At 39.2% G+C, this 21,069-nt stretch carries 20 protein-coding genes, 1 pseudogene and 1 other annotated feature (1 of these 22 only partly in view); of the genes and pseudogenes, 3 read left to right on the top strand and 18 right to left on the bottom strand.

Annotated features, from left to right (window positions below):
- Positions 1 to 57, bottom strand: a binding site (T-box leader); it reaches 180 nt to the left of the window's first position.
- A 75-nt stretch (positions 58 to 132) separates the two neighbouring features.
- Positions 133 to 303 carry a hypothetical protein gene (locus V7068_RS13675; protein WP_499713245.1) on the bottom strand — a complete coding sequence of 57 codons (171 nt, stop codon included), beginning with the start codon at positions 301 to 303 and terminating at the stop codon, positions 133 to 135.
- Positions 304 to 412: 109 nt separating this feature from the next.
- Between V7068_RS13675 and V7068_RS13670 the strand changes: the two genes are divergently transcribed.
- On the top strand, positions 413 to 2,134 hold the full coding sequence (locus V7068_RS13670; RefSeq protein ID WP_499713244.1) for an N-acetylmuramoyl-L-alanine amidase family protein: 1,722 nt from the start codon (positions 413 to 415) through the stop codon (positions 2,132 to 2,134).
- 68 nt (positions 2,135 to 2,202) lie between these two features.
- Here the strand turns inward: V7068_RS13670 and dtd are convergent, their stop codons facing one another.
- The 6 genes from dtd to V7068_RS13640 form a co-directional block, all read right to left on the bottom strand.
- Positions 2,203 to 2,643: a D-aminoacyl-tRNA deacylase gene (gene dtd, locus V7068_RS13665; protein ID WP_499713243.1), complete on the bottom strand. Its 441-nt coding sequence runs from the start codon at positions 2,641 to 2,643 to the stop codon at positions 2,203 to 2,205.
- 12 nt (positions 2,644 to 2,655) lie between these two features.
- A complete protein-coding gene (locus tag V7068_RS13660; RefSeq protein WP_499713242.1) occupies positions 2,656 to 4,851 on the bottom strand; it encodes a RelA/SpoT family protein in 2,196 nt (731 codons plus the stop codon).
- A gap of 271 nt (positions 4,852 to 5,122) precedes the next feature.
- Complete coding sequence (locus V7068_RS13655) at positions 5,123 to 5,635, bottom strand: adenine phosphoribosyltransferase (protein WP_119117469.1); 513 nt, start codon at positions 5,633 to 5,635, stop codon at positions 5,123 to 5,125.
- Positions 5,626 to 7,998, bottom strand: coding sequence for a single-stranded-DNA-specific exonuclease RecJ (recJ, locus tag V7068_RS13650; protein ID WP_499713241.1), 2,373 nt, complete (start codon positions 7,996 to 7,998; stop codon positions 5,626 to 5,628). The genes V7068_RS13655 and recJ overlap by 10 nt, the downstream gene beginning before the upstream one ends.
- Before the next feature lie 142 nt (positions 7,999 to 8,140).
- Positions 8,141 to 10,393: a protein translocase subunit SecDF gene (gene secDF / locus V7068_RS13645; RefSeq protein ID WP_499713240.1), complete on the bottom strand. Its 2,253-nt coding sequence runs from the start codon at positions 10,391 to 10,393 to the stop codon at positions 8,141 to 8,143.
- Between the two features lie 191 nt (positions 10,394 to 10,584).
- Complete coding sequence (locus V7068_RS13640; RefSeq protein WP_252286836.1) at positions 10,585 to 10,887, bottom strand: post-transcriptional regulator; 303 nt, start codon at positions 10,885 to 10,887, stop codon at positions 10,585 to 10,587.
- A 130-nt stretch (positions 10,888 to 11,017) separates the two neighbouring features.
- On the opposite strand from V7068_RS13640, the gene spoVB reads away from it, so the two are divergent.
- Entirely contained in the window at positions 11,018 to 12,583 is a 1,566-nt protein-coding gene (gene spoVB / locus V7068_RS13635) for a stage V sporulation protein B (RefSeq protein WP_499713239.1), read from the top strand.
- Here spoVB and V7068_RS13630 read toward each other — a convergent pair.
- Positions 12,580 to 13,239: a DUF421 domain-containing protein gene (locus tag V7068_RS13630; RefSeq protein ID WP_499713238.1), complete on the bottom strand. Its 660-nt coding sequence runs from the start codon at positions 13,237 to 13,239 to the stop codon at positions 12,580 to 12,582. The two genes, spoVB and V7068_RS13630, sit on opposite strands and share 4 nt — an antisense overlap.
- Before the next feature lie 151 nt (positions 13,240 to 13,390).
- Between V7068_RS13630 and V7068_RS13625 the strand changes: the two genes are divergently transcribed.
- Positions 13,391 to 13,753 (top strand): TIGR04086 family membrane protein, encoded by a 363-nt coding sequence (locus V7068_RS13625; RefSeq protein WP_499713237.1) that lies wholly within the window; start codon positions 13,391 to 13,393, stop codon positions 13,751 to 13,753.
- A gap of 36 nt (positions 13,754 to 13,789) precedes the next feature.
- Here the strand turns inward: V7068_RS13625 and yajC are convergent, their stop codons facing one another.
- The 10 genes and pseudogenes from yajC to V7068_RS13575 all read right to left on the bottom strand — a co-directional run.
- A complete protein-coding gene (gene yajC / locus V7068_RS13620) occupies positions 13,790 to 14,071 on the bottom strand; it encodes a preprotein translocase subunit YajC (RefSeq protein ID WP_402921548.1) in 282 nt (93 codons plus the stop codon).
- Positions 14,072 to 14,104: 33 nt separating this feature from the next.
- On the bottom strand, positions 14,105 to 15,244 hold the full coding sequence (gene tgt / locus V7068_RS13615) for a tRNA guanosine(34) transglycosylase Tgt (protein ID WP_119117476.1): 1,140 nt from the start codon (positions 15,242 to 15,244) through the stop codon (positions 14,105 to 14,107).
- Between the two features lie 32 nt (positions 15,245 to 15,276).
- Entirely contained in the window at positions 15,277 to 16,305 is a 1,029-nt protein-coding gene (queA, locus tag V7068_RS13610; protein ID WP_499713236.1) for a tRNA preQ1(34) S-adenosylmethionine ribosyltransferase-isomerase QueA, read from the bottom strand.
- A 154-nt stretch (positions 16,306 to 16,459) separates the two neighbouring features.
- Positions 16,460 to 16,666, bottom strand: a complete 207-nt coding sequence (locus V7068_RS13605) for a DUF2905 domain-containing protein (protein WP_119117478.1) — start codon at positions 16,664 to 16,666, stop codon at positions 16,460 to 16,462.
- A complete protein-coding gene (gene ruvB, locus V7068_RS13600) occupies positions 16,663 to 17,661 on the bottom strand; it encodes a Holliday junction branch migration DNA helicase RuvB (RefSeq protein WP_499713235.1) in 999 nt (332 codons plus the stop codon). The genes V7068_RS13605 and ruvB overlap by 4 nt, the downstream gene beginning before the upstream one ends.
- Before the next feature lie 11 nt (positions 17,662 to 17,672).
- Positions 17,673 to 18,278: a Holliday junction branch migration protein RuvA gene (gene ruvA, locus V7068_RS13595; RefSeq protein ID WP_127761497.1), complete on the bottom strand. Its 606-nt coding sequence runs from the start codon at positions 18,276 to 18,278 to the stop codon at positions 17,673 to 17,675.
- A 79-nt stretch (positions 18,279 to 18,357) separates the two neighbouring features.
- The gene (locus V7068_RS13590) at positions 18,358 to 18,864 is read right to left on the bottom strand and encodes a BofC C-terminal domain-containing protein (protein ID WP_402921554.1); all 507 of its coding nucleotides are present in this window, start codon (positions 18,862 to 18,864) and stop codon (positions 18,358 to 18,360) included.
- A gap of 143 nt (positions 18,865 to 19,007) precedes the next feature.
- Positions 19,008 to 19,625 carry a YhcN/YlaJ family sporulation lipoprotein gene (locus V7068_RS13585; RefSeq protein ID WP_499713234.1) on the bottom strand — a complete coding sequence of 206 codons (618 nt, stop codon included), beginning with the start codon at positions 19,623 to 19,625 and terminating at the stop codon, positions 19,008 to 19,010.
- A gap of 72 nt (positions 19,626 to 19,697) precedes the next feature.
- The gene (locus tag V7068_RS13580; RefSeq protein ID WP_499713233.1) at positions 19,698 to 20,624 is read right to left on the bottom strand and encodes a phosphotransferase; all 927 of its coding nucleotides are present in this window, start codon (positions 20,622 to 20,624) and stop codon (positions 19,698 to 19,700) included.
- Positions 20,614 to 21,069 (bottom strand): annotated as a pseudogene (locus V7068_RS13575) (hypothetical protein); the annotation flags it as partial. The gene V7068_RS13580 and the pseudogene V7068_RS13575, both read right to left, overlap by 11 nt.

Raw genomic sequence — 21,069 nt, 5'->3', positions numbered from 1 at the left:
GGCATTTCCTCTCTTTCCATGTGTATCTTAACTACTTTTCTCCATCATTGGTTGTTGCAGTAATATGTATGATATTCTATAATCATACGGACGTTGTCTTCAAATGTCAAGACTCGCTCGACAAATTTCGCTTTACCGTAAATGCTTTTTTAGATTTTTAATTGTCCGAACATTCACGCCAAATTCAGCCGCTAATTCAATTAAATTAGCGCTTTGCTCTTTTTGAATAAAATCGTGAAAGTCGACTCCTGTTAATTGATTGGAACCAGTTAAACTCGTTTGCCCTTTCTCACTAAATTTCATAAACGAACCCCTCCTCATTTAGTCATAGTATTTCCTACTAGAGGGTTTTTTAAAATATTGAAATTTTACATATAAACAAAATTTTATCTAAGAGGAGGCATTGAGCTCATTGAAACAAAAATGGATCATACTTACTCTCGCTTTACTTATCATATTCATTGCTTTTCCACATGCATACGCCTTTAGTGAGCAGCAAAAAATTACTGCAACATCCAACAGCGTCAATGTGCGCGCTGGAGCAGGACTTAGCTTTCCTGTCATCGGTCAATTAACAAAAGGAGAAGAACACGTTGTTATAAAAGAAGAAGGCGATTGGATTCAAATTAAATTATCAGCAGTCAAAACAGGCTGGGTCGCCAATTGGCTTGTAGAAAAAACAGAAGCAGTGAACCAGACAACGGAGCAAGGTACCATCATTGGAGACTCTGTTCGCGTTCGTACCGGACCTGGAACATCCTTTCAAACGATTAGTTCACTATCTCACGGTACAGCTGTCAACATCACCATAACAGACAACGAGAATTGGCTCGAAATCAAAACCGATCATGTACAAGGCTGGGTAGCTAAGCAATATGTTCAGCTTTCTGCCGCCAAGCAAACTGAAAAAGCAAAAGAATCGAAAGTAAAAACAAAAGAACTATATACAGGCTTAGTAAACGTCGATCAATTAAATGTACGCTTACACCCATCTACGAGCGGAGCAGTTTTAGGCAAATTAGCGAAAAATAGCGAAGTAACCGTTTATCAGGAAGAAGGCATCTGGGTGCAAATTGACTTTCAAAATCACGAAGGCTGGGTTTTAAAGCAATATATTCAAACAAAAGATACAGCATCCAACCGTGCAACGGCAAAAGTATTAGCACCAAACTTAGCCGTTCATAAAGAGGCCTCGTTAACGAGCAGCATATTAGGTGAAGTCAAAAAAAATGAAAGTTATCCTATTATAAAAGAAAAAGGATACCTAACACAAATTCAGCTTAATTCGACAAAAAAAGGGTGGGTAGCTAACTGGTTTTTAGAAAAAGAAGAACAGCCAGCACTCTCTTCCGAAAAAAAGAAAGCAACGAACGGCACAATTTCCATTATGTACGATGATACATTGATTCGAGAAAAACCAACTGCAAATTCAACCATCCTTAAACAAACAAAAGAAGGAGATACCTTCTCGGTTACAGGTCTTGAAGACGATTGGTATAAAGTAAAATGGAAGAACGGAAAAACAGGCTATGTAGCGGGCTGGATGGTCAGCATAGATGGCCATCACGAACAAGTTACCCGCCCTGGTGTAGAAAAATATTTAAAAGATAAGGTCATTATTATTGACCCTGGTCATGGCGGACGTGATGGCGGAACGATCGGCCTGCGAGGCACACTTGAAAAGCATTTAACAAGTCGCACAGCCAAGCTGCTATACGACAAGCTGCATGCAGCTGGAGCCGATGTCATCTTAACAAGAAGTACAGATACATATGTGCCGCTTCCCTCTCGCGTAAGCATCTCTCATATTCACAATGCAGACGCTTTTATTAGCCTGCATTATGATAGTACGGTAAATCTTGCAACGAGTGGAATCACGACCTATTATTATCATGGATATCAACAAGCTTTAGCCTCATCCATTAGTTACTCGCTCGCCTCGGCCTTACAAGTTGAAAACCGCGGGCATCGCCTTGGAAATTATCACGTGCTAAGGGAAAATAAACGAGCAGCAGCACTAGTCGAACTCGGCTATTTAAGTAACCCTGCTGATGAGTTAATTGTCACAACAAATGACTATCAAGAAAACGTCACATCAGCAATCTACAACGGACTTGCTCGATATTTCAAATAAGGCTATGTTACTAGATATAATGAATCTACTATTAAACAACAAAAAAATCCCTAATAGGGATTTTTTTGTTACTTACTTTCTAATATTAAGGTGACAGGCCCATCATTTGTGAGCTGAACATCCATCATTGCACCGAATTGCCCGGTTTCGGTATGGACGCCTCGCTTACGAAGTTCCTCATTAAATCGTTCATACAACACCTCGGCCTCTTCCGGACGTGCTGCATCCATAAAGTTTGGACGACGACCTTTGCGACAATCACCATATAGCGTAAATTGAGAGACAGAAAGAATAGAGCCACCAACATCAAGAACCGAGTGATTCATTTTTCCATTCTCATCTTCAAAAATTCGTAAATTCACAATTTTTTCAGCTAAATAAGCAGCGTCTTCTGCTGTATCACCATGAGTGACACCCACTAGCAAAACAAGACCACTTTCAATTTCACCAATTGTTTCTCCAGCTACTACTACTTTAGCCGCCTTTGATCGTTGCAATACTACACGCATGAATAAAACTCCTTAATTCATCATCCTTCTTACAGAATAGACATCTGGAATTTGCTTAATCCGTTCGACCACTTTCTGTAAGTGAGCCAGATTAAAAATATAAATGGACATATGAATCGTCGCCACTTTATTACGATCTGATTTTCCTGAAACAGCCGAAATATTTGTTTTCGTTTCATTTACCGCTTGTAATACTTCATTCAACAAGCCTCGACGATCATAACCGCTAATTTCAATTTCCACTGTATATTCTTTTCGATCATTCGCAATACTTTCCCATTCAACCGGAATAAGGCGATTTTCATCTTCGCTTACATCTAGGTTTGTACAGTCTTTTCGATGAACTGAAACACCGCGCCCTTTTGTAATATAACCAACAATTTCATCACCCGGCACCGGGTTACAACAACGAGAAACACGAATTAATAAATTATCAATTCCTGGTACACGTACACCCGATTCACGCTTTTTACTCATTGGGAACGATTTTAATTCAGAAACCGCATTTTTAATATCCGGCTCTTGTTCACGCTCCTTTTGTTTGCGTAATTTTTCCGTTAAGCGATTAGCTACTTGTAGAGCGGTTATACCATTATAGCCGACAGCAGCAAACAGATCATCTACATTAATAATATTAAACTTCTCAGCTACTCTCTTTAAATTATCCTGCGTAAGAATTTCTTTTGTATCAAATTCCATTGCCCTAATCTCTTTTTCAACAAGCTCTTTTCCTTTTTCGATATTTTCCTCGCGGCGTTGCTTTTTGAAAAAGGCTCGAATTTTATTCTTCGCTTGTGAAGTTTGCGTTAGTTTTAACCAGTCTTGACTTGGGCCATACGAATGCTTAGATGTTAAAATTTCAATAATATCGCCCGTTTTTAATTTATAGTCTAGCGGAACCATTTTCCCATTTACTTTTGCACCGATTGTTTTGTTACCAATTTCCGAATGAATTCGGTAAGCAAAGTCAATTGGATTCGAACCAGCCGGCAGTTCAATTACGTCACCCTTTGGAGTAAAAACGAACACCATGTCCGAAAATAAATCAATTTTCAGCGATTCCATAAATTCCTCAGCATTTGTAGCATCATCTTGAAATTCAAGAATTTCACGGAACCATGTAAGCTTATCCTCAAGTGATGGCTGATCGCTTGCATCTTTTCCTTCTTTATAAGCCCAGTGAGCCGCAACACCAAATTCAGCAATTCGATGCATATCACTCGTCCGAATTTGGACCTCTAACGGATCACCTTTTGGTCCAATCACCGTCGTATGCAAAGATTGATACATATTTGGCTTTGGCATAGCGATATAATCTTTGAAGCGCCCCGGCATTGGTTTCCAACATGTATGAATAATGCCAAGTACGGCATAGCAATCTTTAATGCTGTTGACAACAACACGAACGGCCAACAAATCATAAATTTCACTAAATTGCTTATTTTGCATCACCATTTTACGATAGATACTATAAATATGTTTTGGCCTTCCTGAAATATCGGCCTTAATATTCACAGCACCAACATTGTCCCGAACTTCGTTAATAACCTCTTGAAGATACTGCTCACGCTCAGCACGCTTTCGCTTCATTAAATTAACAATGCGATAATATTGCTGTGGATTTAAGTAGCGAAGCGCTGTGTCCTCAAGCTCCCATCTAATCGTACTAATTCCAAGTCGATGAGCAAGCGGAGCAAAAATTTCTAATGTTTCATTCGAAATTCTACGCTGTTTTTCTTGCGGCAGGTGCTTCAATGTCCGCATGTTATGCAAGCGATCCGCAAGCTTAATTAAAATAACACGAATATCTTGAGCCATAGCAACAAACATTTTGCGATGGTTTTCTGCTTGCTGTTCTTGCTGAGATTTATATTTAATTTTTCCGAGTTTTGTTACACCATCAACGAGCATCGCAACTTCAGCACTGAAATGTTCCTCAAGGTCCTTCAGCGTCACTTCGGTATCTTCCACAACATCGTGCAAAAAGCCCGCTGCAATCGTCGCTGGATCCATTTCAAGATCGGCTAGAATTCCAGCTACTTGAATCGGATGAATAATATAAGGCTCACCCGATTTACGATATTGCTCACGATGAGCATGCTCAGCATATTTGTATGCTTTATAAACAAATTCAGCTTCTTCGGGCTGAAGATACCGGCTCGCTATTTCGACAACCTGCTCGGCAGTCAATATTTGATCATTAGCCATGAAATCACCTTAACCCCACTTTAACTGCCACCGGTATCTTACTGTCTCTATTTATACTAATACACCGGATTGAGTATAATTAATCATATCTATTAGACTTTATTCAAAACACGACAATTTTTGCAGAAAAAAAACATTATTGTTACTATTATCGAAAAAAAAAGGGAGGATGTAAAGAGAATTCCTTGTATTTTCTTAATAACTGGCCATTTTTTATTAAGCAGCCTTGTAAAAAAGAGCATTCTATTTCAAGAATGCTCTTTCCTCATTATTAATATGTCATTAATGTTAAGACATCGTAGCCGTTTAGTTTATCTCTGCCATCTAAATCGCTTAACTCGATTAAAAAGGCAATCCCTGCAACTACTCCGCCTAATTCTTCCACAAGTTTAATTGTTGCTTCGATTGTGCCTCCTGTTGCCAGCAAGTCATCGGTAATTAACACACGCTGTCCTGGCTTAATCGCATCTTTATGAATCGTTAGTACATCTTTCCCATACTCTAATCCATACTCGACTTTCACAGTTTCTCGTGGAAGCTTCCCTTCTTTACGTACCGGTGCAAAGCCAACCTCTAATGCATAAGCAACTGGGCATCCGATAATGAAGCCACGTGCTTCCGGTCCAACAACTAAATCAATCTTTTTATCACGTGCATATTCTACAATCTGATCTGTTGCATATTTATAGGCTTGACCATTATCCATTAACGTCGTGATATCTTTAAAAATAATTCCTTTTTTCGGCCAATCTGGCACAATTGTTACAAATTGCTTTAAATCCATTGCTTTGTTTCCTCCTCAAGGTCTATTACCTCTTGAATTAATTCTTGATTGAACCAATCGAATAATTGCTGATAGGAAGAATAAACAAGCTCTTTTTCAAGCTCAAATTGCTCTTTCTTTCGTTGATACGATATTGAATCAGTTAGTTCGCGTTTTTTCGCATTGGTTTTAAGCATAATTAATCCATTATCTATTGTAACAAAATCTAATTCAAAAAACACCTTAGAAATAAAATCAATTGTATTTCGGGACCAACCACGGTATGCAGCAAGGTCATCTCCATATCTTCCTAAATCGAGCGGCCCTTTTTTCGCTAAAAATGCATAAAACCATTTAAAATGGTCCCGAGTTGGCATCGTACTTAAGAAATGATCTTGTTGATGGAAAAAGTGAACATAAATCCGCTCTGGCTGTTGATTACGAATGATTTTCTGTAAAATCTCGCGAGACATTGGCAGGTCCATCAATACTAAATAGCTATTAATTCCTTCTATCCTCTCTACATCCTGCTCCGTTTGAATCAACATTACATCTGGATAATCTTGCAAAAACGGATACTGTTTCATCGTCTCGACCGAAAAGACAATAATTTTTCGCTTCGTTGGCAAAATCTCCGTTAACCACTTTTCCACTTGCCCTTTACCACGATAATCAAATAGCTGCCAATGATCAACAGCGACATCTTTCACAAAAATTTGCGGCTTTTTCATATTATTCCACTCATTAATAGAAAGTTCTCCAATAACGGACACCTTGGCATGCGGAGCAATATGATCAGCATAATGTCCTAAGCCAAATCCCACCCCATCAAGCTGCTTATCTTCCTCTGCAAACTGGAACTTTAAATGATTTTGATTAGCACCGATTTTTCGAATGCCTGCAATTTGAACAGAATCAAGTAAAACTTTCGGTTTAGGATTGCTGACACCAAATGGAGCTAATAAGCTCATTTCCTCAATTGTTTGAATGGAAGCCTCTTCAATATGCACAGCTCCATCTAAGCTCACTACAGGAATAAAATCTTCCGCTGTTAATTGTTCAGCCGCCAATTGATTTAAACGCATGCGCAATTCGGGCACATCATCAATTTGTAACGTCATTCCAGCTGCCATTGGATGACCTCCGAAATGAGGTAATAATTCGCGACAAGTAGATAAATTCCGAAATAAATCAAATCCAGCAATACTGCGTGCTGATCCTTTTGCTAAACCTTTCTCTCGATCATAACTTAGAACGATTGTAGGTCGATAATAACGCTCAACAAGCTTTGAAGCGACAATCCCTACAATACCTGAATTCCATCCCTCTTTCCCAACAATCAGAACCTGATTATTAGCGAGTGGATAATGTTCTTCTACTTCACGAATCGCTTCCTCTACTGCTTCTGCTACGATTGCTTGACGCTCTTTATTGAGCTCATTAATTTCTTCTGAAAGCTCAGCTGCCTCTAGCAAATCTTCCGCCATTAATAAATCAACAGCGGGATCTGCAGGACCTAAACGTCCGGCTGCATTTAAACGCGGCGCCAAAGAAAACCCAATCGATTCTTCCGTTAACGAACCTTGCTCAATATTCGCTACTTTCATTAAAGAGACGAGACCTGGTCTTCTCGTTTGGCGCATTTTTTCAATCCCTTTTGCAGCAATCAAGCGATTTTCCCCAAGCAACGGTACTAAATCGGCAATCGTTCCAATCGCAGCAATTTCTAGTAAGTCTTCCGGCAGTTCTCCAAGCAGGGCATGTGCAAGCTTGAATGCTACCCCAACTCCAGCTAATTCTTTAAACGGATAGCTGCTATCTTCTAACTTTGGATGAATGATAGCGAATGCTTCTGGAAGCTCTGGTCCTGGTTCATGATGATCTGTCACAATATAATCCATCCCAAGCTCACGGGCAAGCGCTGCTTCTGCTACAGCAGCAATTCCTGTATCAACGGTAATTAATAGTTGCACGCCTTCACTAGCAGCAAGACGAAAAGCCATCTTATTCGGCCCATATCCTTCTGTAAAACGATTGGGGATATAGAAATCTACGTGAGCTCCTAGTCTTTTTAGCGTTGTCATCATCACCGTTGTCGATGTGACACCATCCGCATCATAATCGCCGAATATGCGAATTTTCTCGCCACGGTGAATCGCCTCTTGTATACGATGAACGGTTTTATCCATATCTTTTAATAGAAATGGGTCATGAAACGTTTGTTTTTTTACATATAAAAAAGATCGAGCAGCTTCGACATCATCTAAGCCTCGATTAACTAATAGCGTTGCTACTAGAGGTGTAATATGAAGCTGTTCCACTAGTGCAGTAATTTTATTTGAATCAGCGGCTTGTACATTCCACCGCGTTTTTGGCTTTAACATGAATTCACCCCTCAATCTATTCATTATACAAAAAAGAGAGGAGCAGTTTCAATTTTAATTTCACACTCAAAAGGGGCGCCTTTTATCTGCCAATTCCATAAAAAAAGAGACTGACATATTGCCAGTCTCTCCATTCAAAAGCTTATACTTGTCCTTCTAAGCTTTCTCTTTTCGCTTTTTCTGTTTTTAACGTACCTTTTTGCTTTAATTCTTTCGCCTTCAAATCGAGCCAGAATTGAGAAGCGATGTATAGAGAAGAGTACACACCACAAACCATCCCAATGAATAGTGCAATCGAGAAGTTACGGATAGATTCGCTGCCGAAAATCATTAAAGCGATAATCGTTACAAGAACGGTTAAAACGGTGTTAATCGATCTTGTTAATGTTTGACGAATACTAATATTTGCAATTTCTTCAAGCTCTTCCACTGTTTTGATTTTCTTCTTCTTACGTAAATTTTCACGGATTCGGTCAAAGGTAACAATTGTATCATTAATCGAATACCCGACGATTGTTAAAATCGCGGCAATAAACGTAACATCTACTTCTAATCGCAGAACACTGAAAAGCGTAATGACAAAAAAGGCGTCATGTATTAAAGCAACAACAGATGGTACAGCCATTCTCCACTCAAATCGTACAGAAACATATAAAATGATTCCAAGAGAGGCAATGGCTACAGCAATTAACGCATTTTTCGCTAACTCTTTACCAACCGTTGGTGAAACCGTACTAACATTTGGCTCAACACCAAAATCTTTGCTAAAGTGATCCTTCAATTCAGCAATTTCTTCTTTATCTAGAACACCGATTACACGAACGACACCAATTTCATTATTTGTACCCGCGAAATTAATATCCTTCACTTCAATATCCAGCTTGTTCATTTCTGTTTCAATTTGCTGCGTCGTTAATGGTTTATCTCCGCCAATTTCAATGCGCGTTCCACTTGTAAAATCAATACCAAGATTTAACTTAAATACAAACAAGAAGATAATCCCAATAATCGTGATTGCTGTTGAAATACCATAAAACACTTTTCTATGTTTAACAAAGTCAATACGATCAAAAGGTGTGCTTAAATCGGCTAAATCAAGTTTTTCTGATAACTGATGAACATCTTTCTTTCTTACTCCAAACCAGCCCGGACGCTTATCAAAGATACCGCTTTTTACCCATAAGCCTAAGAAAAGTCGTGTACCGTAAACAGCGGTGATGAAACTCATTAGAATCGAAATAATTAACGTTGTAGCAAACCCTTTAACAGAGCTTACCCCCATGATGAATAAAACGGCTGCGGCAAGCAACGTCGTTAAATTCGCATCAAAAATCGTAGCTAGCGAGTTTTTGTTTCCTTCCGCAAAAGCTGCTTTTACGGAACGGCCTAATTTCAATTCATCCTTAATTCGCTCATAACTAATAATATTCGCATCAACGGCCATCCCCACTCCGAGCACCAATGCTGCAATACCTGGAAGTGTTAAAACCGCATTCATCCAGTCAAACACAAGAAGCGTTAAGAAAATATAAATCGTTAGTGTAACAATCGCGATAAAGCCCGGGAAGCGATAGTAGGCTAACATGAATAAGAAAATTAATCCAATCCCGATAATACCAGCGTAAATGGTTTTGTTAAGCGCTTCTTCCCCAAACTGTGCCCCTACAGATGTTGAGTACACTTCTTTTAAATCAACAGGAAGAGCACCCGCATTTAATAAATTCGCTAATTCCTTTGCTTCTTCTACTGTAAATTGACCTGTTATGTATACTGTATTCGTATTAAATACTTCACTTACTTGTGGTGCAGAAATCATATTATCTTGTGATTCTATTTTCGCAAATGAATCTTTGCCTTCTTCAAAGTCTAACCAAATCGCTAAGACATTTGTTCCTGGTTCCATTTGTGAAATCTTCTGTGTAATTTCTTTAAATTTGTTAGAATCTTTTAACGTAATTTCGACAACTGGTTTATTATCTTGGAACGTTTGTTTAGCACCGCCTTCTTTTAAGTCGGCACCTGTCATCATTTCCTTATCGTTGAAATCACGGAATGATAGTTTAGCTTGAGTCGATAAAATTTTACGGGCGTTATTTTGATCCGTTACACCAGCTAACTGAACACGGATGCGATCCTTGCCTTCAATTTGAATATTCGGCTCACTAACCCCAAGTACGTTGATACGTCTTTCAAGCGCACCTTGTGTACTTGTCAAGATAGACTCCGTAACTTCCCCGCCATCAAGTGTTTTTACTTCATAAAGTACTTCAAAACCACCTTGAAGGTCTAGTCCCAATTTAATATTATCAAGAATACCTTTGGATGTTGTGCCCATTGCTGAAAAAATCAGAATAGCAATGAGGAAAAACGCCACAATCCTGCTTCTTTTTACCATTATATAGTAGGCCCCTTTCTATAATATGCCTATGACCTTGATGTTGTATTGCTCATTCGAATCGCATTCGAAAGAAGTGCCTGTGTTATCGCGAACTTACCTTTTACCAAAAAAATGCATAACCATAAGTATTATGATTCAATTTCAACCAACTGTCAATTTTTTCGAAGAGCCGCTCTTCTATACGCACTTTAGTCACGTAATAAATCTTTCAATTCCTCTGATGACAAAGGTTCAAAAAGGCTCGGTGCTTTATAAGCAGCAATCATTTGAAACGTCATAAATTGACTGCTTGAAAGAGCTAAAATATCGGCCACAATTTCATGAATACGAATCGTTTCTTGTGGACGCTTCCATGTTTTGTCTGTTAAGTAACTCCAAATGTCCTCTTCTGTCACCGCATGTAATCCGAGCATCCTAAACTCTTCCCGCTTGCTTTTTAAAGCTGGCTTTACCTTAATGTAATATCGTTGATAAGGATGATTCTGTGTCATCGCTTTTCCCCCATCGAAGAAAGATTATTTGTATCTAACGCAAACACTTTTGTCATGCTTTGTCCAAGTCACTGCATATAGTTAATTGTATAATAGGACAGCTTGTTTGAGAAGGCAGGGATTGTAAGCAATGTCAAAATTCTTAAAAGGAACATTAATTTTAATCGCAGCTAGCTTAATTACAAGGGTACTTGGATTTATTAACCGAATTGTTATCGCCCGTTTTATCGGAGAAGAAGGGGTCGGGTTATATATGATGGCACTCCCGACATTATTTCTTGTTATTGCGATTACTCAATTCGGACTTCCAGTTGCCATTTCTAAATTTGTTGCTGAAGCACACGCACGGGGTGATGAGCGAAAAGTAAAAAAAATTCTTGTCGTTTCCCTCGCCTGTACTTTTTCGTTATCCATGATTTTCACACCACTGTTAATTATACTGGCTCCTATACTTTCTGAAACTTTATTTACAGATCAACGTACGATTTGGCCTTTACTAGCGATTGCCCCTGTCGTACCAATTATTGCGATTTCTTCTGTTCTGCGCGGTTATTTTCAAGGCAAACAAAATATGAAACCTTTTGCCCTTTCTCAACTGATTGAACAAATAGTACGAATCACCTTTATTGCAGTCTTAACGAAAACCTTCTTACCTTATGGCATTGAATATGCGGCGGCAGGAGCCATGCTAGCATCCATTATTGGAGAGCTCGCCTCCCTTCTTTACTTACTGCGTGCCTTTAAATTGAAAAAACACTTTAAATTACGTAAAGGCTTTTTTAAGATGGCTCACTCAGGCAAAGACACGTTTACCGAATTAATGGGCATCGCCGTTCCGACAACGGGCAGTCGAATGATCGGTTCTTTTGCTTGGTTTTTAGAACCGATTGTAGTCGCTCAAAGTTTAGCGATTGCGGGTGTAGCTACAACTGTCGCTACTAAGCAATACGGGGAGTTAACCGGATACGCCTTGCCCTTATTAATGCTTCCTTCATTCATTACATCTTCCCTTGCTACATCGCTTGTTCCAGCGGTAAGTGAAGCAAAGTCAATTGGAAATATGAAATTAATTGAACATCGATTGCAACAAACATTAAATATTACCTTTAGCACAGGGTGTTTAGCCGTTATTGCTCTTTATGTGTTTGCCGACCCGCTTTTAGAGCTGATGTACGGCTCCTCAAACGCTGCGGCTTTTATTAAATTTCTTGCACCTTTTTTTGTTATGTTCTATTTTCAAATTCCTTTACAGGCTATGCTTCAAGCATTGAATTTAGCGCGAGCGGCGATGATTAATAGTTTGATTGGCGCCATCGTTAAAATTGTCGTGATCTTCTTATTAGCGACAAAAGAGAATTTTGGCATTATGGGAGCAGCCATGGGGATTGCTGTCGGAACAGTGCTCGTAACCTTTTTACATTTCTCAACGGTCTTAAAAGTCGTACCGTTCACCATTCATGTTCGCAGCTATTGTTCTGCTCTGCTCATTGGTCTCATCTCGGGTGCCAGCGGTTATTATATGTTCCATTATCTTTTAACTAATTTCTCGATTAGTGCCCGATTACTAAGTTCACTGACTATTCTTCTGATTACGTATATTGTACTGATGCTTGCTACTGGGAGCATTAAAAAGAGTGCCCTGAAGCGCATTCCGCGAATTGGACATTTTCTAGCCCGTTTTGCATGGCGCCCTTAACTGTCACTTTGATCAATATACAGCGTTCCGTTCTTATAGCTACATAGGGATATTTTCTTTATATCTTCATAGCCCCGTTTCTTTAATTGGTGACGAAGCCAAAACTGATTTTGCCCAATGTGTTTGAGGCTATCCTCCTGTACTTCGCCATCCATAATTAGGGGAAATGCAGTCTCCTTATGTTGGGAAACTGCCTTGTTATCTCGTTGAATAACAGACAGTTTACCTGTTGTTTCTAAAATGGCGAACTGAACCTCGTTGATATCAATAATGCCTTTTTCACGAAGCTGCGTCAGTAAATCGTCAAAATTATAGCGTTGCTGGCGCATTGCTTTTTCATCAATTTTCCCATTGTTAATAATAATACTAGGACTACCGTCTAGTACTTTACGAAACTTCGAGCTTTTCAATGACATATATGAAAATAAAAGTTGAATAACGAGTAAAATAAGCATAGGAAAAAGAATTTCCAGAAAAGGTTTTTCCTGTCTTTCAGCTGCAATAACAGCAATGTCCCCTAACATGATAAAAACGACTAAATCTAAAATACTTAATTCACCAATTTCACGCTTACCCATTAAACGAAAAATAATTAAAATAATCAAATAACTGATGACTGTTCTTAAACCAATCGTGGCATACAACTCCACATACATACACTCCCTTGCTCATTAAATAATCATTCTTTATTAGAATGTGCAAGAATTGGGAAAATATTTTTCCATTTTTTAATCGTTTGGTCTAGGCAAGGATTTCCGCGAATATGCTTGTACTAAAAAGGGGGGAACGACAATCGAAACAAAAAGAATGAGCTTCGCCATCCTATACGGTGTTAGCACCATTTTTGTTTTAGCGATAACTGCCAGTCTTATCTTCTCTACATTGCTTCGCTTTACAGCATTAACAGAATCGTCCATAAGTCTCGTTGTAATGATTGTCACATTTTTATCAATTTTCATTGGGGGCTTTGTATCAGGAGGTAAAGGAAGAAAGCAAGGAATCCTACTCGGTGGAGGTACTGGAATTGTCTACTTAGCGATTATTTTATTATTTCAATATTTAGGACACGATTCATTATTTTCTGTAAAGCAATGGGTTTCTTATGGATGCTTCGTTGTGACCGCTACAATGGGAGGGATACTTGGAGTAAATATAAGTAAAGGGGAATAAAGAAACCGAGCGGGAATCCGCTCGGTCTCTTTATTATTAAGCTTCTACCTTCTCAGGCGCACTTTCAACGACTTCGCGAATAGCTTGTCTGTCAAAAGTTAATTTTGTACCGTCTGGTGATTTAATAACCAGTTTCAATTCATCAATTGAATCGACTGTTCCATGTAAGCCGCCAATCGTCACAACTTTGTCGCCTTTTTTCAAGCTGTTCTGCATTTGTTGAACGTTGTTTTGGCGCTTCTTTTGTGGACGAATAAGCAAAAAATAGAACAATACAAACATAATAAGTAATGGTGCTAATTGTACTAAACTGTCCATATGTAATCTCCTTTCTACGTAATATGTATGGAATTAGAAGTTTTTCGCATTCGGTTTATTAAAACCATATTGTTCAAAAAACTCTTCCCTAAAGTCTCCAAGACGATCTTCTCTAATAGCTTGTCTGACCTGCTCCATTAAGTTTAACAGAAAATGAAGATTATGATAAGTCGTAAGTCGAATTCCGAACGTTTCGTCACACTTAATTAAATGACGGATATAAGCACGACTGTAGTTTTGGCAAACATGACAAGTACAGTTTTCATCGAGCGGACCAAAATCACGAGCGTATTTCGCATTTTTTACAACAAGTCGACCATTACTTGTCATCAGTGTTCCATTACGTGCAATACGTGTTGGAAGAACACAATCAAACATATCAACTCCGCGAATTGCGCCATCAATTAAGGAATCAGGAGAACCTACGCCCATTAAATAGCGCGGTTTATCCGCTGGTAATAATGGCGTTGTAAACTCCAGAACGCGATTCATAATGTCTTTTGGTTCACCAACCGATAGACCACCAATCGCATAGCCTGGGAAGTCTAAAGATATTAAATCTTGAGCACTTTGCTTACGAAGATGCTCATATTCGCCACCTTGAACAATACCAAATAAACCTTGATCTTGCGGACGCTCATGTGCTTTTAAGCAGCGCTCAGCCCAACGCGATGTACGCTCAACCGATTTTTTCATATACTCTTCTGTTGCAGGGAATGGCGGACATTCATCAAACGCCATCATAATATCAGAGCCCAGCGCATTTTGAATCTCCATCGCTTTTTCAGGGGACAAAAATAATTTATCACCATTCAAATGATTTCGAAAATGAACGCCTTCCTCTTCAATCTTACGAAAATCGCTTAAGCTAAACACTTGGAAGCCACCCGAATCTGTTAAAATCGGACGATCCCAATTCATAAATTGATGTAAGCCGCCTGCTTCTTTCACAATATCATGACCTGGACGTAACCACAAATGATATGTATTGCTTAAAATAATGCCTGCCCCCATTTGTTTTAATTCCTCAGGTGACATCGTTTTTACAGTAGCCATCGTTCCAACCGGCATAAATGCTGGTGTTTCAAAAGAACCATGAGGTGTATGAACAATTCCAAGTCTTGCCCCTGTTTGTTTACATGTTTTAATATGTTCGTATCGTATTGCTGTCAACTCATATAACTCCTTTCAAGAGCCATTCACTCTTATTTAATAAACATTGCATCTCCAAAACTAAAGAACCTGTATTTTTCTTCCACAGCTAGATTATAAGCATGAAGCACGTTCTCTCGACCAGCAAGCGCACTAATCAGCATAATTAACGTAGATTTAGGCAGATGGAAATTGGTAATCATAGCGTCAATTCCTTTAAATTCATAGCCGGGATAAATAAAAATACTTGTCCAACCACTTTCTTCTTTAAACACACCATTATGACGAGAAGCAATCGTTTCCAGTGTTCTCGTTGAAGTGGTTCCAACCGTAATAATGCGTCCGCCATTCGCTTTCACTTCATTTAACAAATGAGCCGTGTCCGCTGTCATTTGATAAAATTCTGAGTGCATATCATGATCATCAATATCCTCGACATTTACCGGACGAAATGTACCAAGGCCAACATGAAGCGTAATAAAGGCAATATGAACGCCCATCTCCTTCACCTTCGCTAACAGCTCTTTCGTAAAATGAAGTCCGGCCGTTGGCGCTGCTGCTGAACCGCGTTCTCGTGCATATACCGTCTGATAGCGGTCTTGGTCATCCAGTTGCTCTTTAATATAAGGAGGTAATGGCATTTCACCTAATTCCTCAAGCACTTCATAAAAAATCCCATCATACTGAAATCGTAACATGCGTCCACCGTGCTCAAGTACACCTGTACAAACAGCCTTTAATTTCCCATCTCCAAAGACGATCGTTGAGCCTTCTTTAATTCGTTTCGCTGGTTTCACAAGCGTTTCCCATTCATCATCTTGCTGCTGTTTTAATAACAGCACCTCTATATTAGCACCCGTATCTTCCTTGCTTCCATGCAGGCGCGCAGGCAGTACCTTCGTATCATTTAATACTAAGCAGTCGCCTGGTTGCAGATACTCTGTAATATGTTTGAATACATCGTGCTGTATGTCCCCCGTTTCTTTATCTAACACCATCAGTCTGCTTGCTTCCCTATTTTCCAATGGGACTTGAGCAATCAATTCCTCCGGCAAATGAAAATCAAATAAATCTAATTTCACTTCTTCCACTTCCTCATAAGTTCAATCTTGAAGTATCTTTCATACTTAGGCTATGTTAATTCATTATGTTAATTCATGCGCTTTTTTTGGACTGTTCATCTGGAATCTTTGTTCTTAGATAAGCAAAAAAACACCACAGTATGTAACAGAGCCATTATTTAAACCTTCCAATAACATAAAAAATCGCCGATAAAATCAAGCTGACAATAATCGACGTGACAATCGGAAAATAAAACGTTGTATTCTCTTTTTTAATGACAATATCACCTGGAAGTTTACCAAGATTAATAAATTTCATCGCAAAGCCAATAATAAAAAGAATAACACCAAGAGTCATCAAAATCTTAGGCAGCCCTGTCATTTCGGCACCTCCATTTGAAAATGCTCATATACAAGAGGTGTGGCCATTCGACCACGAGGGGTTCTTTGTAAGAAACCAATTTGTAATAAATACGGTTCATATACATCTTCAATCGTATGAGCTTCTTCTCCGATTGTCGCTGCAATCGTTTCTAGCCCTACTGGTCCACCGCGGAATTTTTCTATAATTCCTCTTAGAAGCTTATGATCAATATGATCAAGGCCTAGGCGATCAACTTGTAAAAGCTCTAAAGCATAGTCAGCTAGTTCCTTTGTAATTGTACCATCCCCACGCACTTGAGCAAAATCTCGTACTCTTCGAAGCAGACGATTGGCAATTCGAGGTGTACCGCGTGATCTTCTCGCAATTTCGCCTGCCGCTTGCACATCCATTTCTGTATCCATAATAACCGACGTTCGCATGACGATATCTGTTAATTGATACTCCGTATAATATTCTAAGCGACTCAATACGCCAAAGCGATCACGTAACGGGGCCGATAAAGCACCGGCCCTTGTCGTAGCTCCAACTAAAGTAAAAGGCGGAAGGTCAATCCGTATTGAACGCGCCTCAGGCCCCTTCCCAATAACAATATCAAGACAAAAATCCTCCATAGCAGGGTACAATACCTCTTCTACAGCACGCGGCAAACGATGAATTTCATCAATGAATAACACATCTCCTGGTTCAAGCGCACTTAGAATCGCTGCCAAATCACCAGGCCTTTCAATAGCTGGTCCAGATGTTGTACGAATATTTACGCCCATTTCATTCGCAATAATAACCGCTAGTGTCGTTTTCCCAAGACCAGGTGGTCCATATAATAGTACATGATCGAGTGTTTCTTCACGCATCCGTGCGGCTTCGATAAACACACTTAAATTCGTCTTGACCTTATCTTGGCCAATATATTGCTGTAATGTTTGTGGTCGCAAGCTTTGTTCAAAGGACAGTTCGTTTGAATCAACCTCCTGATTCACTATTCTCTCCTCCATTACGCCACCCCTTATCTTAACATCATTTGTAATGCTTTTTTAATATATTGCTCCGTCGTGAATGTCTCTGCACCAAGCTGCTTTGCTACTTTTTGCACTTCTTTATCCGAATAACCTAGTGCCTTTAAGGCAAGAATGGCTTCATCTAGTTCCGTTGACTTCGTTTCTACGCGCTCACTCGGTTCATGAAATAAACTCGGAAAAGCATCGGGAATAATATGTTCCAGTTTCCCTTTTAAATCCAAAATCATTTGGCGTGCTGTTTTCTTCCCGACACCTGGGAACTTCACAAGAAATGATTCATCCTCCTGTTCAATAGCCTGAACCACTTGATCAACTTGACCAGATGCTAAAATAGCAAGCGCCCCTTTCGGACCAATTCCCGTTACACCTAAGAGTTTCATAAATAACGCCTTTTCTTGACGTGTTTGAAATCCATAAAGTGCAATTAAATCCTCTCGAACATACTGATATAAATAAATTTGAATTTCTTTTTTTAATTGATTGGAAAAAACAAAAGGATTTGGTGTCACAACCTGATACCCAATTCCCCCATTTTCTACTACTATGTATTCGGGTCCAATATAGTCGACCATTCCTTTTAAATAATCATACAAATCTCTTCTCTCCCTGATTTTGCTGTATCTCTCATTGTACCATAGATTGAGGAATTTGCGGAAGGAAGAATCTATTATCCTAATGAGCGGAGTTAGAAGGCATCGAATATACTCTATATTCCTTGATTAAGTTAGTAAATTGCTCCTTACTGATAATCGGAATACCTTGCTGTAATTCCTCTTGTTGATAGGCCTCGAGCTTTCCAACATCCAATTGAAAGAAAGTATGAATCACTTTTTCATACTCTGGTTTTCCATTAAAAATAGACAACGTTCCATCTTCTGTCATGCCAAAATAACCATTCGCTTTAAGCAAAGGAGAAATATCATTTTCGAATTTATGCAGCACAAGATGTTCTTTTGTCTGTTCAACAATTTGCCACTCTCGATATTTTTTTTGAAACTGAGCCATCGACCCAATGACTTCCATTACTTTTTCTTCGCTCAGCTCTCCATCTAAATATTCGCGTTGAAGAATGACCTTTCTTTCAACAGGCTGGTACTCTTGAATCGATAGTTCTGCTGATCCCGTCCAGACGAAGGAAAAAAACAGGAACATGAAACAAGCTAGAATTCGTATTATCATAACCCTCACCTCTTGCGGTATCTGCTTTTTTTATTAGTGTGACCGAATAAAAGCTTTTTAACCAAAGGCTATGTTAATGAATATTGTTTAACAAAGGTAAACAAAAAAGGACTGACCCCAAGATTGAAGTCAGTTCATGTTGATTACCTAAGATGATCCTCGTGAATGTCCAGATTATCGAATAAATCATCTGCATCTAAAATCACTGATTCTGTCGGACCTCCATCACGTAAATTGTTATCAAGTGTCATCGTGCGGTAATATACCCCTGTATCTGTTGTTACATGAAGATTTCGACCTTTAACAAGCGGCTGTACTTGTTCGATAACAACATTCTTAATCGCTCTTGCTTGTGCATAATCATCAAGCAAAACCGTTACAAGTACATCCTTTTGCATCACAATTGCCCGAGTATCCTTCACATTTGGAATAGAATTGACCTGACGATTAATACGATCGACGAGATTACCTTCATAAGAATTATAATATGAAGACTTCGCATGAAGTGGTTTACTCGCGTGACCATGATAATTGCGGTCCCTTTCACTATAGCTATCATTGCCATTGTGTAAATCATCTTCCACATCATCTAACATCGGTATTTCATTATTTATATTTCGAACAAGCTGATCTTTTTCCGTTGACTGATAGCCCGTTCGGTTAAGGAAGTTTTCATTCTCTGTTGCTTGTTGGTTATTACAGCCGCTTAGTCCCACTACTACTGCTAGGCATAAGGTCCCTATCCATAATTTCTGTCGCAATAACAACCCCCCTTTGATTGCTCATTTATAGCATTGATAACAAGGGGGGATTTTACTCTGTTAGTTATTGCCCTATTTAGAAACGAGCTGTGCCAGCTGCTTATTCAACTCCATTCGTTTCTCAAAATCTTCAACCGTTATTTTCCACACATGGTCTAAACGAAAACGTGTTTTAAATAAAAGGTTCCACTCACGAAAAATATCAGATGGATAAGCAAGGGCATACAAAAAAGCTGGATTTTTTTTATATGCTGCAATTTGCTGATACTTCCAAACGTCCTTAGACGGGTTATCCAAATGAGGTAAAATCCGATTCGCATATTGTAAATAATCTATCATACGTGGAGCTTTAGCAATTAAATCAAAATCAATTAAAGCCAGCGTCCCGTCTTCTTTACGGAGAAAATTATGATGGGCACAGTCTCCATGAATAATCGTATTGGTTTCTTGATTTATCTCCTTTTGATAAGTCTCTAAACCCTTTAAGGACCACTCTGCCCAAGCAATCCATTCTTCCAAAATAGACTCTGGAATATGCTCACGAATATATGACATATTTTGCCGGAATAAAGCTAAGCGATCTCTCCATTTATTTAATTGATTATAAACAGGAAGTGATGGTAATGAAATTTGGTCAGCGCTGTTATGGAATGCTTCTAACAGCTGCGCTCCTTCTTTTCGATTAGACTCATTAGCAAAATTAAATTTATTGGCACTTGGCGGCAAAAATTCAATAAAACTGTACCACATGCCATCTAGCCGAAATGGTTCTGGCTCACTATACATACTATACGTACGGTCAAAACCCATTTGTTTTAATAAAGAGGTCAATACTTGCTGCCGATACCATTTTTCACGACTAGTAAAGCCCTTTAAAATAAGGGGAGGATGATTTTTAAAGGTAAGTAAATACACATTCCCTTGAAGTCGTTTCATTCTCTCCGGTCTGCTTTTTAACGTTTTAATTTTAGAAAGAAGGCGATTTTTATTAAAAGTCATTGCTTTCCTCAGCATACGTTGGCATACCAAATGTCTCAGGCGCACGAACCCCACCGAATTGATCTGGAATAAAAGGTCCTGGCTGACCGCCAAAGTGTCCTGGTACATTCATGCCCGGCTGTCCACCGAATGGAATAGTCGCATATGGATTATGTTGTTGTGGCGGATATGGATTCAAACCATGCTCCCCCGAATAATCCTGTTGCTCTGCTGGATTCTCTCGTTGAGTATTTTTATATTGACCTAGCATATGCTTTGGCTGAGCATACATGTTTAGAACTGGCTGTTGATAAGGCGACTGTGTTTGGGTTCCCGTAAATGGTTGCTGATACGACGGCGGCGCTTGGGTGCCTGGCTGTTGATATGATGGTTGTACTTGCGTTCCCGCAAATGGCGGCTGGTACGGCGACTCTGCCTGTTCGTCTGACTGTTGATACGATGGCTG

Source organism: Bacillus sp. JJ634 (assembly GCF_036962285.1).
In the GTDB taxonomy this organism is placed as follows: domain Bacteria; phylum Bacillota; class Bacilli; order Bacillales; family DSM-1321; genus Peribacillus; species Peribacillus asahii_A.
The sequence above is the reverse complement of the archived record's forward strand: the minus strand, read 5'-3'. Positions and strand labels throughout refer to the sequence as shown.